Annotated in this window: 15 protein-coding genes and 2 pseudogenes; 12 read left to right on the top strand and 5 right to left on the bottom strand. The window is 31.8% G+C overall.

Annotated elements, in window-relative coordinates; all coding sequences use genetic code 11:
* Window positions 1-156: 156 nt before the first annotated feature.
* The 5 genes from ABF633_RS19655 (at window position 157) to ABF633_RS19635 (ending at window position 4,626) form a co-directional block, all read left to right on the top strand.
* Window positions 157-1,095, top strand: coding sequence for an ABC transporter ATP-binding protein (locus tag ABF633_RS19655; protein WP_415526233.1), 939 nt, complete (start codon window positions 157-159; stop codon window positions 1,093-1,095).
* Window positions 1,096-1,104: 9 nt separating this feature from the next.
* Window positions 1,105-1,848 (top strand): ABC transporter permease, encoded by a 744-nt coding sequence (locus ABF633_RS19650; RefSeq protein ID WP_415526231.1) that lies wholly within the window; start codon window positions 1,105-1,107, stop codon window positions 1,846-1,848.
* Window positions 1,848-2,831: an ABC transporter permease gene (locus ABF633_RS19645; protein ID WP_415526229.1), complete on the top strand. Its 984-nt coding sequence runs from the start codon at window positions 1,848-1,850 to the stop codon at window positions 2,829-2,831. Before ABF633_RS19650 ends, ABF633_RS19645 begins: the two co-directional genes overlap by 1 nt.
* Before the next feature lie 344 nt (window positions 2,832-3,175).
* Entirely contained in the window at window positions 3,176-3,745 is a 570-nt protein-coding gene (locus tag ABF633_RS19640) for a DJ-1/PfpI family protein (RefSeq protein ID WP_415526227.1), read from the top strand.
* A gap of 44 nt (window positions 3,746-3,789) precedes the next feature.
* Entirely contained in the window at window positions 3,790-4,626 is an 837-nt protein-coding gene (locus ABF633_RS19635) for a 4Fe-4S binding protein (protein WP_415526225.1), read from the top strand.
* Window positions 4,627-4,682: 56 nt separating this feature from the next.
* On the opposite strand, the gene ABF633_RS19630 is transcribed toward ABF633_RS19635, so the two are convergent.
* Window positions 4,683-5,243 (bottom strand): TetR/AcrR family transcriptional regulator, encoded by a 561-nt coding sequence (locus ABF633_RS19630; protein ID WP_415526223.1) that lies wholly within the window; start codon window positions 5,241-5,243, stop codon window positions 4,683-4,685.
* 240 nt (window positions 5,244-5,483) lie between these two features.
* Between ABF633_RS19630 and ABF633_RS19625 the strand changes: the two genes are divergently transcribed.
* Window positions 5,484-6,674: a multidrug efflux MFS transporter gene (locus tag ABF633_RS19625; RefSeq protein ID WP_415526221.1), complete on the top strand. Its 1,191-nt coding sequence runs from the start codon at window positions 5,484-5,486 to the stop codon at window positions 6,672-6,674.
* A gap of 195 nt (window positions 6,675-6,869) precedes the next feature.
* A complete protein-coding gene (locus ABF633_RS19620) occupies window positions 6,870-7,460 on the top strand; it encodes a hydrolase (protein ID WP_415526219.1) in 591 nt (196 codons plus the stop codon).
* 169 nt (window positions 7,461-7,629) lie between these two features.
* On the opposite strand, the gene ABF633_RS19615 is transcribed toward ABF633_RS19620, so the two are convergent.
* Window positions 7,630-7,764 (bottom strand): hypothetical protein, encoded by a 135-nt coding sequence (locus ABF633_RS19615; protein ID WP_415526217.1) that lies wholly within the window; start codon window positions 7,762-7,764, stop codon window positions 7,630-7,632.
* Window positions 7,765-7,969: 205 nt separating this feature from the next.
* Between ABF633_RS19615 and ABF633_RS19610 the strand changes: the two genes are divergently transcribed.
* The 5 genes from ABF633_RS19610 (at window position 7,970) to ABF633_RS19590 (ending at window position 10,675) form a co-directional block, all read left to right on the top strand.
* A complete protein-coding gene (locus ABF633_RS19610) occupies window positions 7,970-8,311 on the top strand; it encodes a hypothetical protein (RefSeq protein WP_415526215.1) in 342 nt (113 codons plus the stop codon).
* Window positions 8,298-8,777 carry a hypothetical protein gene (locus tag ABF633_RS19605; protein WP_415526213.1) on the top strand — a complete coding sequence of 160 codons (480 nt, stop codon included), beginning with the start codon at window positions 8,298-8,300 and terminating at the stop codon, window positions 8,775-8,777. The genes ABF633_RS19610 and ABF633_RS19605 overlap by 14 nt, the downstream gene beginning before the upstream one ends.
* A 17-nt stretch (window positions 8,778-8,794) precedes the next feature.
* Window positions 8,795-9,124, top strand: coding sequence for a hypothetical protein (locus tag ABF633_RS19600; protein ID WP_415526211.1), 330 nt, complete (start codon window positions 8,795-8,797; stop codon window positions 9,122-9,124).
* Between the two features lie 232 nt (window positions 9,125-9,356).
* The gene (locus ABF633_RS19595; protein WP_415526209.1) at window positions 9,357-9,524 is read left to right on the top strand and encodes a hypothetical protein; all 168 of its coding nucleotides are present in this window, start codon (window positions 9,357-9,359) and stop codon (window positions 9,522-9,524) included.
* Between the two features lie 341 nt (window positions 9,525-9,865).
* On the top strand, window positions 9,866-10,675 hold the full coding sequence (locus tag ABF633_RS19590; RefSeq protein ID WP_415526207.1) for a MerR family transcriptional regulator: 810 nt from the start codon (window positions 9,866-9,868) through the stop codon (window positions 10,673-10,675).
* A 308-nt stretch (window positions 10,676-10,983) separates the two neighbouring features.
* Here ABF633_RS19590 and ABF633_RS19585 read toward each other — a convergent pair.
* The 3 genes and pseudogenes from ABF633_RS19585 to tnpA form a co-directional block, all read right to left on the bottom strand.
* Window positions 10,984-11,469: pseudogene (locus ABF633_RS19585) on the bottom strand (nucleotide disphospho-sugar-binding domain-containing protein); the annotation flags it as partial.
* A gap of 101 nt (window positions 11,470-11,570) precedes the next feature.
* Window positions 11,571-12,644 carry an IS200/IS605 family element RNA-guided endonuclease TnpB gene (tnpB, locus tag ABF633_RS19580; RefSeq protein WP_415526205.1) on the bottom strand — a complete coding sequence of 358 codons (1,074 nt, stop codon included), beginning with the start codon at window positions 12,642-12,644 and terminating at the stop codon, window positions 11,571-11,573.
* A gap of 9 nt (window positions 12,645-12,653) precedes the next feature.
* Window positions 12,654-12,893, bottom strand: a pseudogene (gene tnpA, locus ABF633_RS19575) (IS200/IS605 family transposase); the annotation flags it as partial.
* Window positions 12,894-13,279: the final 386 nt, after the last annotated feature.

Genomic DNA, 13,279 nt, shown 5'->3' with positions numbered 1-13,279 from the left:
CCAAAATCTTCGATTTTGTGTGAATCGCTTTCGCTGTGTGCGTGGGAGACTTACGGCAAGTTAGTCAGGTTAAAAAATAGACAATATATTGACTATTTTTTTAATATTATGCTATTCTCTTTTTGGACAATATACTGTCTAAAAAGGGGGATGTTTATGAATAATGTTGTTACAGTTAAAAATTTAGAAAAGAATTATCATACTAAAAAAGCCGTTGATGGAATCAATTTCGTAGTCCATAAAGGTGAAATTCTTGGACTGCTGGGACCTAATGGGGCAGGCAAAAGTACAACTATCAATATTTTGGCTACTATATTATCAGCTGATAAGGGCGAGATAACCATTTTGGGACATGATTTAAAAAAGGATATAAAGCCAATCAAACAGGGAATTGGAGTGGTTCCGCAGGATTTAGCTATTTATGAAGAAATTTCTGCCGAGAAAAATGTACGTTTTTTTGCAAGTCTGTATAACATCAAAGGAAAACAGCTGGAAAGTAAGGCAAAGGAGGCTTTGAAGCTGGTAGGTCTTTTTGATAGAAAAGATGATAAGCCAAAGACCTTTTCAGGAGGTATGAAAAGAAGATTAAATATAGCTTGTGCCATTGCACATCAACCTCAGCTTATTATCATGGATGAACCTACAGTTGGTATCGATCCTCAATCAAGAAATCATATATTAGAATCTATTAAAATACTGCAAAAGAGAGGTGCAACAGTTATCTATTCTACACACTACATGGAAGAGGTGGAAGCAATTTGTGAGCGAATCATCATTATGAATGAAGGAAAGATTATTGCGGTGGGCACAAAGGAAGAATTAAACCAGAAAGTGAATGATGAAGTCACCTATTCTTTCAGCGTGAAAAATTTAAATAAATTAAATGATAAGCAGTTTTATGAAATTGATGGTGTAACAAAATTTAAAATATCTGAAAATACAGTGCTTATAACTTCAGAAAAGTCAAAAGACAATCTCAATGAAATTATATCTGCAATAATATCAAAGGGCTGTAAAATTGAGAGTATGAGCAGTAAAGAGGCATCTTTAGAAACTGTATTCTTAGAATTGACAGGAAGAAATCTAAGGGATTAGGGGGAAAATATGAACTTTATAAAAATAGTCAAATTTGATTTTATAAATATTCTCAGAAACCCAATGCTGCTAATTTTTAATACTATATTTCCATTAATACTTATTGGCGTTATGGGTTTTGTCACAAAGGGTGGTTATGGTGCAGGGGATGTAAGTTCCTATGATTATTATGGAGTTACAATGATAATCTTTACAGCACTATTGATTGCCATGACAGCCACCAATACTTTCATGGAGGAAAAGGTTAAAAGGGGAAATACTCGTATCGCATATGCACCAGTTTCCAAAACAGAAATATATCTATCTAAATTGATTGCCACTTATATTTTGGGCAGCATTTCATATAGTCTTATATTACTTATAGGGCAATATCTTTTTCACATTAACTTTGGAGGAAAGAATCTTCTATATATTATGTTGTTAATCAATATACTGTCTCTATTTGGTTGTTCTTTAGGTACGTTATTCTGTAGTATTTTTAAAAGTGAAGAAGTAGCAAATTCCGTAATGCAAATTCCAATATTAGTATTTGTATTCTTTGGTGGTACCTTTTTCCCGGCAGCCAGTCTTGGAAAAATTGTGGAGACAATATCATATATATCACCAATTAAGTGGGTTACAGAATGTATCTTTAAGGTCATATATGATAATGACTTCAGCACATATTTGCCCACTATTGCTATTATGCTGTTTGCTTCTATAGTTTGCATCATAATATGTCAAATAACTTTTAAGCCGGAGGAATATGTATAATGAATATAATTAATTTATTGAAAAATAATTTCAATAGAATTTCAGTAAAAAAAGCGGTGCTTATAGTGGCTTTTGTAGTTATACCAATTATGATTGCTGTTGCTGTATTGTTTACTGAAAAAGTAGATATAAAGGGAAATATTGCTTTGGTTTCAGATAATGCACAGAACATTCCAAAAGATAGTAGGATTCAGATTGATGTAATGAATAAAAAGCCAGCTGTTTCAAATCTACTTTTGGGCAAATATATTGCAATTGTAGAAGAAAAAAATTATGGCAGCTACAATATAACAACTTTAAAAAATGAAGCTGATAAAAAAGTCATAGAGAACTTTTTTAAAACGGGTAAAATTTCACAAAGCAATGAAGGTAGAAACACTAAAAAGGGTGCTGGGACAAATATCTTGGGATTTATTTTAATGATTCTTTTAATGCAGGGTATTGCCTTGATAACACTTTATACAGAGGATAGAGACATAAAAACATTTAGACGGGTATTAACAGCACCGGTAAGCGAGGATCTATATCTTTTTGTACAGGGAATTTTTACATTTTTATGTCTTTATATACCCTCATACCTAGCAATTATTATTACAAAGGTGGCTTTTGGGGTAAACATTGGGTTTAGTTATGGAATGCTGGCAGTATTAATTGGAATTCTTTCTGCCCTCTCAGCGTCATTGGCTCTATTCTTTGCATCGGTGCTGGAAGGTAATTACTCTTTAGTGTCCAGTGGAATTTATGTCTTAACTTGTATATTGACAGGCTGTTATATTTCCTTTACAGGGGATAACAAAGTTCTTGATGCGATTTGCAATATCTTACCGCAAAAGGCATACATGAGTCTTAGTCAGGGTATAGAAAATGGAAGTGCCATGTTAGAATTCAAAGGACAGCTTATATATTTACTTGCTTGGATTGTTGCACTGTGGCTTTTAGGAAGTTTTATTATTAAAGGTAAGATGAAGAAAGGTATCTATTGATCAATATTTAGCATGTATAATGCATGAAAAAAACTAAAATAGAACAAGAAAATTTATAGGTTTTCTTGTTTCATTTAATAGCTATGAATATAGATTTTATTTCGTGATTTTCTAAGAGTAATAAGAACGGGTAATTTATATATATTGGAAATTACTCTTTTTTTATTTTGTATTTGGTCGCTTTCAAAGAGTGGTAGAGTGTTATAGCGGCTAGTCATCAGATAAAAAGCTGCGTTTCTAGTATATAAGTATAATGGATATATTTATATGGTATTCTAATTGTTAGTTGATAATTTGCATAATATATTATACTATTTATGTATAGTAAATAGGAAGTGATTTATATGATTAACATAGGTATATTAATTTTTGAAAAAGTTGAAGAATTGGATTTCATTGGACCATTTGAAGTTCTATCATACATAAATAAAGTAAAACCTGAAAGCACTAATGTTTGGCTTGTAAGTGATGGAGAAGAGATAATTAAAGCACGCAATGGATTAAGATTTTTCGCAGATTATACTATTGACAATTGCCCACAGTTAGATGTATTAGTAATCCCAGGTGGACAAGGCAGAAAATCAGCAATGAAAAATGAAAGAATACTTAGTTTTATAAAAAACAGATATATTCAATTAAAATATTTATGTTCTGTATGTACAGGTGCTTTTATAATTGCTAGTGCAGGTCTTCTGAAAGGCAAATCAGCTACTACCTATCACACTGCATTTGACGAACTCTCTCAAATGGGAGTAATCGTAGAAAAATCAAAGGTAGTAAAAGATGACAAAATTATCACAGGAGCAGGGGTATCTTCTGGCATAGATCTAGGTTTATATGTGATAAAAGAACTATTTGGTGAAACTGTAGCTCAGCAGATATCAGATAAAATTGAATACCATTGGAATAAATAACACTATTCAACAATGAGAAATTAATATGATTGGAGAGTTGTAATATGGACAAGCAAGAATTAATAAAAAAGGCATCCTATTTTGTACAAAACTCAAAAGAAAATATTATAGACGAAGAAATTGCTCTTTCAAAAAATGTTGTGGGAATGAAAATTTATGATGACCCTATTTTTGGTTTTGGCGATGCAAATGATGAATATTTTCAATTATTGAAGAAACCTGAAATAATAGGGGAGCATTTTTTACCTCCTAAAGAATGGTTACCTAAATCGAAAACAGTTATCTCATTTTTTTTACCATTTACTGAAAGAGTAAGGATATCAAATAAAAAAGATAAAATATGGCCTTCGGAAGAATGGCTTCATGCACGTATTGAAGGCCAGGCTTTTTTGGCTAAATTGTGCCAGTATCTAAAGAATGTCTTAATAGAAGATGGATATAACAGCATTGTACCATCCCAAGATCAACGCTTTTGGGCTAAAAAAGGATTTGATAACAGTTCTTTGCATTCTGATGTGTCCTTTACAAGTAATTGGTCTGAAAGACATGTTGCATTTGTATGTGGCCTTGGAACCTTTGGTCTATCTAAAGGACTTATAACGAAAAAAGGTATAGCCGGAAGGTTTGGAAGTATAGTTACAGAATTATATTTGAGTGCTGACAAAAGAGAGTACGAAGATGTCTATGAATATTGTTCCATGTGTGGTGCCTGTGCAAAAAATTGTCCAGCTAAAGCTATATCCATAGATAAGGGGAAAAATCATATTCTATGTTCTGATTTTTTAGGAAAGATAGTTGAAAAATATAAACCATGGTACGGTTGTGGAAAATGTCAAACAGGAGTACCTTGTGAAAATAAAATACCTAAACAGTACAAATAAAATTTTTATAATAATTTGTTTTCTGCTAAAAAGGCGTACTTCATTGTATGCCTTTTCTATTTTCTTGGAAGGGACAAAATAAAATCCTCTACCATCAATTGAAAGCTGTCTTCTGAATTTGCTGCATTTTGGAAATATCCAAGAAATTTTAAGGAGATAAAGCCATGTAAAAAGCTCCTTAATGCTCGACTTTTATGAATTAAATGTGTCTCATCCTTAATATAAAAATCTAAAACCTGACGAATAATACCTGTAGTTTCTCTCGCTAAACGATTTACTTCCTCATCTTCTGTACTTGGAATATTCATAAAAAGTCCATAGGCAGTCTTGTTTTCAAAGGCAAAATCACGATAAACATAGGCAAACTCTCTGACAGCATCTGCACCACTTTTACCAATTAATTTTTGCATTAATTTCAAATTCAATTTATTCAAAAGGTAAACTGTCATTTCTATTTTAAGATCATCCATATTGTTGAAATGATTATATAGAGATGGATATTTTATACCAAGTTTTTCTGCAATTTTTGGAAAAGTAACTTGATTAAGACCAATTTCATCAGCCAATAAAAAACCAATCTGAATAATTTTTTCCTTGGTTAAATTTCGTTTTTGCATTAATATGCCACTCCTTGTAATTTCACTTTATAAAAATAGTTTAACATCAAAAAACATTTTTATCAAACTATAAATAATAGTTTACTAACTATGTTTTATAGTTTATAATTATGTTGAGAAATAAACTATAATATAACATACATTTTATTGATACCTAGTTATTTATTAATGGGCATTTTCATTCTTAAGTAATTTTATACATAAATTGAGTTACAGTAAGGGAAGGAGTATATTAATATTATGAAAATGTGGAAAAGAAATTTAATAGTTTGTTGGTTTGGGATGTTTGTAACGAGCATAGGAATGAGTCAGATTGCGCCGGTATTACCGCTTTATATAAAGCATCTTGGTATATCTAATACAGCTTTAATTGAACAATTTTCAGGAATTGCTTTTGGTGTTACTTTTATAATTTCAGCTATTTTCTCACCAATTTGGGGTCAGGCCGCTGACAAGGTTGGACGAAAACCAATGCTTTTAAGAGCAAGCCTTGGTATGGCCATAGTTGTAGGCAGTATGGGCTTTGCAAAAAATGTATATGTACTTATAGGATTAAGATTATTGCAGGGGACTATAACAGGTTATAGTACAGCCTGTACTACGTTGATTGCAACTCAGACGGATGATGAACATGCAGGGTGGGCTTTAGGTACACTTTCAACAGCAAATATTGCAGGTTCTTTGCTTGGACCAACCATTGGTGGTTTTATAGAAGAGATCTTTGGTTTACAAAATGTATTTTTCATAACAGGTGCACTGCTGCTGATTGCATTTATTACAACCGCATTATTTGTAAGGGAATCCTTTACTCGTGAAGATAAAAAGGTACTCAGTATCAAAGAAATATGGAGTATTGTTCCTGAAAAGAGCTTGACTATTACCATTCTTGTGACCTTTTTTATATTAACTGTGGCATTATATTCTGTTGAACCAATCATAACAGTATATGTTACCCAGTTATCCCAAAATACCAGTCATGTTGCGCTAATCGCAGGAATGGCATTTTCAGCCTCAGGACTTGCAAATATAATTGCTGCTCCTAGACTTGGAAAACTTTCTGATAAAATTGGAGCACATAAAGTTATATTAGTAGCACTTGTAGCGGCAGGCTTGATCTTTATACCACAAGCCTTTGTAAAAAATCCCTGGCAGTTAATGGGCCTTCGCTTTTTATTGGGATTAGCATCTGCGGGGTTGGTTCCCTCTGTTAATATCCTGGTGAAGAAAATCACACCATCTTCTCTTACAGGGAGAGTTTTTGGTATTAACATGTCAGCAGGATATTTAGGTGTATTTGGAGGTTCAGTTCTAGGTGGACAAGTGTCAGCTTATTTGGGTATCAGATATGTATTTTTTATTACAGGTGCATTGTTATTGATAAATGCAGTGTGGGTTTATTTTAAAGTCTATAAAAAACTTAGTTTAAATTAGATAATAATTATATATAAATAAGATATAGATTTGATCTTATAAAAAGATCTTACTATATATTCTAAATGTTTGTATATAGTAGTCTATGTATAAATAGCCATGATAAGGGGCTTACAGTACCTTGTACACAATATATTAAAAGTCTATAGCAGCTATTTAACTGACTATAAACTTATTATACGAGGAGAAAAGGAAATGGAAGATTTAAAAAGAGCAGAAAATGAATTAATAAAAGCAGAAAAAACGGCACTTGTAGTTATAGACTTGCAAAATGGAATTGTAAATAGTAAGCGTTCACCTCATACCAGTGCAGAGGTTGTTGAAAATGCAAGCAGATTAATTGATGCATTTACAGAGAAGGGAGCCTTTGTAGTTCTTGTAAGAGTTTCCTCTTTAGATGGAAAAGATATGTTTAAACCAAGCGTGGATTTAAAAGTTAATCCAACACAATTTCCAGAAGGATGGGATAACTATGTACCTGAAATAGCGGATAGTAAAAATGCTCATACTATTACCAAAAGGCAATGGGGAGCATTCTATGGTACTGACCTTGACCTGCAGTTAAGACGTCGTGGAATTGATACCATTGTACTATGTGGCATTTCCACTGGAATCGGTGTGGATACTACAGCAAGAGAAGCTTACCAACATGGTTATAATCAAATTTTTGTGGAAGATGCAATGACAGCTTCAACGAAAGAAGAGCATGATTATGTTTGTAAATACATTTTCCCTAGGATAGGTAAGATCCGAGCAAGTGAAGAAGTGGTATTATCATTAAGATAAGATGTAAGTATAAAAATTACACCCCTGGGGTGTGATTTTTTTCGATATCTAATAATATCAGTAATACAGCTACAAGCAATATTCAATCTAATACTGTTGCACTTTCACAAAATTCAGGTTCTAATGCATCTAAAGTACAGTCAAATTCTGCACCAGCATCTAATACAACTCAACAACAAGAAGAGAAACAAGAATCAGTATATACACCTGTACAAGCTACAACACCTGTACCGACACCAAAACAAGCTGTAATACAAGCGCCATCGCCTACTCCAGCACCTGCACCACCTAAAGATGCTAGCATAAGTGATCCTACACCACATACTAATAGTTTTGATTTAATTCAGTATATAAGATAAGCTAAATAAAATTCTCCAAAATAATATTCTAAACTTTATAATTGTAATTTTATACTGAGTAATCATATGGTATCATATATAAAATGTGATGAAATGTTTTTAAATTATTTCGTCTTGGTGAGATATTACGAAACAAAAGGAAGTGAAATTTTGCAAAAGGCAAATGAGAATATAACATATACATTTGATGAACTTGAAGAAGTATTGAAAGAATTAGAAGTGATTTTGCAATCTTTACATAGACAGGGAGCTTATTATGGTGATAAATTTTCTACCTATGGTGAAGAAATGTTTAGGGCAGAATATGAAAAAGAGACAACTCGTTTTATAGATGAATGGCGTGTTTGTGAGAGATTAGCAAAAATCAGATATATTTTATCCAAAAAGTTTGATGATACATTAGGTGAAGATGATATGGATGACTTAGAAAGAGCAATGGAAAATATTAAACATTGGACTAAGCCAGGAGATAGTAATGATGGAAGGATATAATCTTGAAAAAGGGACATGGACTACAGATGACTTTGAAAAAATGTGTTGGCATGATTGCAAAATCCATGCAGTTGCATTTGACGAATTTAATTTTAAACTACTATTTGATATTGATTATATATTTAAATGGGTAGGTCCAGAAGAAGATGGATATTATAGATTTTGGATTTCACCAGCTACGCTAATTTTTGAAAATGTATATGATGTTAATATTGATTTAGGTTATGGATTAGGAACAATTATTGAAGATTTAGAAAGAACTAATGCAAGTAAGCCTCATAACAGTAATCATATAAAGAAGGACATCGAATGGGAATGGATTATTGAAACTACAAACGGCCAAATTAGCTTTAAATCTATCGGATACACGCAGTATATAAGAAAAGTTCCAGTATACAAAAAAATTCAAGAAATAGAGTTTGAAGAGCGTGGAGGCTATTCATTTAAAGCTGAAAACATTAAATAATTTAGGTGAAAATTTACTTGCATGACGAACCAAAATACACAAAAGGAGTGTTTAACTTGGGAGAAAATAAAAAATGGAAGTTTTGCGATGTAGAAAATACATTTGTCTTTACAACACGACAAGTTGTTAGTGAAAATATGCCGATACTCTATGTTTCTCACGATGAAGATGATGGTGCTTGGCAGTTTCATCATGGTGAAAATGTTAGTATTGAGGATGCAATGGTGGTATCCTTAGCAAAGATGGTTGACTTAGATGATACTTTGAATCAATTATTTGACCTCCCTTTAGGTTGGATTGCTATAAGAAAAAGCAGGAATGACTTTTGGGAGAGGAAAGAAAAGTAGATTTGAGTTTTACTTCGCAACTTTCTTATAGGTCGATATAAAAGCGCTATTTATGGTAGGTCTTTTGTATTCCAATTTAACAAAATTGTCATTGTGTTGAATTCATACTTCCCAATCCTACCAAATATGATTTACCACCTAATCAATAATATGGTATTATTTTATTAAGTACTTAAGACGCAACAGTAGAATATTATACTGATATTAGTATTTAAATTGAGGAGGTAATGATATGAATTTAAAAAAAGTCATAAATTCAGCAGCTAAAATTTATTTAGACTTTGCAGGAGTAACTTATATTAACAAAATTGTTGAGAAATCAGATGCAGATCTTAAGGCAAGAAGAAAAAAAGAAGGACAGAAAGTTTCAACAAGTTTTGGATATAAATTTTATGATTAGGTAACAACATTCTTAGATTGTTGACCAACTACTAAAAATAAGAATCAAAACAAGAAAAGCCACGTATTGGGATTAATATCCAGTATGTGGCTCATTTTTACACGTATGTAGGCTGTACCCGGTATAGGTATGTAGAGGATTTTAATGGAAAAAATTCTTCTATTATTTTGCCTAATGTTAAAATATGGTTGAACAAGATTGCTATAAAAATAAGCAAGAATTGAAATGCATCAGTTGGAGATATATACTACAAGTGTAAATTTCATATTGACTCTCACATGGTGTTAGGTATTATTCTAAAGATGTCATTCGAATGGCAGTAATTTATAGGGGTTGATTTTATGTTCAAGATTGGAGACTTTTCTAAGTTGACCAGAGTGTCCGTACGTATGCTAAGGTATTATGATGAAGTTGGACTTTTTAAGCCTGCTAAAATTGATGACTTCACAGGATATAGATATTATTCGGCAAAACAAATATCAGACATTAACCTAATAGTGTCATTGAGAGACATGAGCTTTAACGTAGCTGATATAGCAGTGTTTATGAAAGAAAAATCTGAGGAAAAGCTAAAAGCTATTTTAAAAGTCAAAGGTGAAGAAATTAAGAATAATATAAGAGCTGAGGAAATAAGACTTGAAAAAATCAACTCCGCTATTAAGGATATGAACAAGGAGAAGGTTAATATGAGTTATAATGTTACATTAAAATCACTACCAAGCTATAAGGTTATTTCTTTAAGGGATGTTATACCAACTTATGAAGCAGAAGGAATGATTTGGAGAAGATTGGGTGAATACTTAATGGGAAAAAATATTCACTGCAATGACATAGCTTATGCTACCTATTACGATGCAGGCTATAAAGAAGGTGAAGTTGATGTGGAGGTAGTAGTTGGTGTTGATAAGCTAATGAAGGATGAAGACGGATTTACATTCAAGGAAACTGAAGCAGTAGAGCAAGCTGCTAGCATATTAGTTCCAGGAGATTATTCAAATGTAGCAGGAGCATATAATTTCCTAGCAAATTGGATTGAGCAAAATGGATATATTATGATAGGAAATCCACGCCAAGTTGCTATAAAAGGACCTTGCAATGAAAAAAGTACAGAGGACTATTTGAGCGAAATACAGATACCAGTGAAAAAATAAAAATAACACATAAAATGGCTGGACATGATGACTTAGTTCTCATTATGTCCAGCCTTGCTAAAAGGTCTATGTTATACTCATTATGGTGAACCACATCATAAACGGCAACTAATATTTTAGTTAGTGTGGAATATTCTAATATGTCGAAATAAAAATGAAAGAATTTATACTTTATATTATAGATAAAAAAAGGGTTGATATATAAATAACAAAAGGAAAACTACTTTGACAATGGTTTCCTAAATAAAGAAACAGATGTAAGGAATTTTTATTATACATCTGTTTTTCTATATTGAATATTTAAAAATTTAGGCAAGAATGCCTCTCTCCATCTTTAATTTAAAAATTTCTTCAACAGCTTTTTTATAACCTCCAGTTTGTCTAAAAGAATCACTTATTTTTTTAATATTTTCAACATAACTTGGATCAGTTAAAACCTTTTTCACGGAATTTTTTAATATATCTGGAGTAAGCTTGTCTTTCTCAAGAGAAATTGCTGCTCCTAGTTCAGAAGCTCTTCCAGCCATATAAGGCTGGTCTGCACCTATAGGTATTGCCACAAAGGGTACGTTATTATATAACAAGTCACTAGTACTGTTCATACCTGCATGAGTTATTGCCACGTCAGTATACTTTAAAATTTCTGATTGAGGGACATAATTTTTTATAATAAAATTATCGGGTATATTAAATTCAGATAAATCTACATTGTATGCTGCCATAACTACAACAGCATCAGTATTGGCAAAAGTTTTAAAGAAAATATCATAAAGTTTACTGTTAGTATTAGTGAACTACCACCACTTATAGAAGTGGATGGCTTCGTGGTCAATACTCTAAGCGGAGCAAGTTTACCCACGCTAACAAGGTCGTTCCAACCTCGCTAATACCAAAATTATATTGCTAATTTCAGTAGATTCTTACTAGCATTTATATCTCTATCGTGATGCGCACCACAGCTAGGACAAATCCACTCTCTTAGTGCCAGATTTTTTACTTGTGGATTTTTACAGCCACATTCTGAACATAATTGGCTGCTGGCATAATTACTAGGTGCAATTATAATATCTCTGCCATACCAGCTTGCTTTATACTCTAACATTGTTCTAAATTCACTCCAACTAGCTTCGCCTATTACTTTAGCCAATTTTTCATTTTTCATCATATTTTTTATTTTCAAGTCCTCAATAACTATAGATTGGTTTTCTCTAATAAGTTTAGTTGATAACTTGTGTAAGAAATCTTTTCTTTGATTCGTTATTTTCTCATGTAACTTTGCAATTTTTAGCCTGGCTTTATTTCTGCTCATACTGCCTTTTTGTTTTCTTGATAGGTTCTTTTGTAACTTTGCTAATCTTTTCTCTGATTTCCTAAACCATTTAGGATTACTGAAAATATCGCCATTAGAGCATATTGCAAAATCCTTCAAGCCAACATCTATCCCTACTTTAGTATCAATTTTATGTAGTTTTATACTTTCTGTATCTACTAAAATTGATATATAATACCTGCCGCTTGGAGTTTTAGAAACAGTACAACTTTTTATAATTCCTTTAAATTTTCTATGTTCTTTTATCTCAATCATGGATTTTAGTTTAGGTATCTTAATATATCCATTTTCTATAAAAACAGTTCCCTTTTGATTATTGGTAGTAAAGCTGTGATAATTACTTTTCCTGCTTTTGAATTTGGGAAATCCAACAGTTTTATCTCTAAAGAAATTTTTATATGCCTTCTCTAGGTTTAATTGAGTATTAGAAAGTGCCAAACTATCAACTTCTTTCAGCCACTCAAATTCAGCTTTATATTGTGAAGGTGTGTTTTTCAACATTTTACCAGTCTTTTCATAGTGATTTATTTTATCTGTTAACATCTTATTATATATGAATCTAGTACAGCCAAAAGTTTTTGCTAAATATATTTGTTGTGCTACATTTGGATAAATCCTGTATTTATAAGCCTTTAGCATATCATCACCTTATTTCATCCCCTGATTTTCTATATACTTTCTAACTATATCTATAGGAGCGCCACCAGTTGTCATAAGACAATAACTTCTACTTCAAAAATACTCTTTCCATAACTATTTTATTATATGTAGAAATTCTTTTTTTATAAGTCTGCTGCTAGCACTCTTATAAGCATTTAGGAATTTAGATATATCTGTGTTTGGAGAACCTCTAAACAAAAGATGTACGTGATCTTTATCATGATTCCACTAGCCTAAAACAATATTATATGTTGGACATATTATAACTTATCAAAGATTTATTATTTTAGGTATCGAACCTAAAATAATAAGAGCTATCCATCTCTAACCTATTGAGGATTAGAGAATTACGCCCCTTTAGTTAAATAATTAAATACATAATGAAGTTACCATAGAATTTGGAGATAATATAGGTAAGATAAAGCATGAATTACCTGTAAAATAGGTGATAAGTAAAAATTATAATGGACTTGTACCAGTTTCAAATACTATATTGAAGCAAGTTCTTAATTCAGGTGGGGATTCTTTTACACCATCTGAATTTTAGAACTGCAAATGCATGGCTTACTTGGCGTTGAACTCTCACTTGAAGAAAAGCAGAGAACCAAAATCTT

The organism is Clostridium sp., from assembly GCF_047718555.1.
GTDB lineage: Bacteria > Bacillota > Clostridia > Clostridiales > Clostridiaceae > Clostridium_I.
The sequence above is the reverse complement of the archived record's forward strand: the minus strand, read 5'-3'. Positions and strand labels throughout refer to the sequence as shown.

Bases quoted from the DNA above. Each gene is read 5' to 3' on its own strand.
- ABF633_RS19655 (WP_415526233.1), top strand. From the start codon at position 157: ATGAATAATGTTGTTACAGTTAAAAATTTAGAAAAGAATTATCATACT.
- ABF633_RS19650 (WP_415526231.1), top strand. From the start codon at position 1,105: ATGAACTTTATAAAAATAGTCAAATTTGATTTTATAAATATTCTCAGA.
- ABF633_RS19645 (WP_415526229.1), top strand. From the start codon at position 1,848: ATGAATATAATTAATTTATTGAAAAATAATTTCAATAGAATTTCAGTA.
- ABF633_RS19640 (WP_415526227.1), top strand. From the start codon at position 3,176: ATGATTAACATAGGTATATTAATTTTTGAAAAAGTTGAAGAATTGGAT.
- ABF633_RS19635 (WP_415526225.1), top strand. From the start codon at position 3,790: ATGGACAAGCAAGAATTAATAAAAAAGGCATCCTATTTTGTACAAAAC.
- ABF633_RS19630 (WP_415526223.1), bottom strand. From the start codon at position 5,243: ATGCAAAAACGAAATTTAACCAAGGAAAAAATTATTCAGATTGGTTTT.
- ABF633_RS19625 (WP_415526221.1), top strand. From the start codon at position 5,484: ATGAAAATGTGGAAAAGAAATTTAATAGTTTGTTGGTTTGGGATGTTT.
- ABF633_RS19620 (WP_415526219.1), top strand. From the start codon at position 6,870: ATGGAAGATTTAAAAAGAGCAGAAAATGAATTAATAAAAGCAGAAAAA.
- ABF633_RS19615 (WP_415526217.1), bottom strand. From the start codon at position 7,764: ATGCTAGCATCTTTAGGTGGTGCAGGTGCTGGAGTAGGCGATGGCGCT.
- ABF633_RS19605 (WP_415526213.1), top strand. From the start codon at position 8,298: ATGGAAGGATATAATCTTGAAAAAGGGACATGGACTACAGATGACTTT.
- ABF633_RS19595 (WP_415526209.1), top strand. From the start codon at position 9,357: ATGAATTTAAAAAAAGTCATAAATTCAGCAGCTAAAATTTATTTAGAC.
- ABF633_RS19590 (WP_415526207.1), top strand. From the start codon at position 9,866: ATGTTCAAGATTGGAGACTTTTCTAAGTTGACCAGAGTGTCCGTACGT.
- tnpB (WP_415526205.1), bottom strand. From the start codon at position 12,644: ATGCTAAAGGCTTATAAATACAGGATTTATCCAAATGTAGCACAACAA.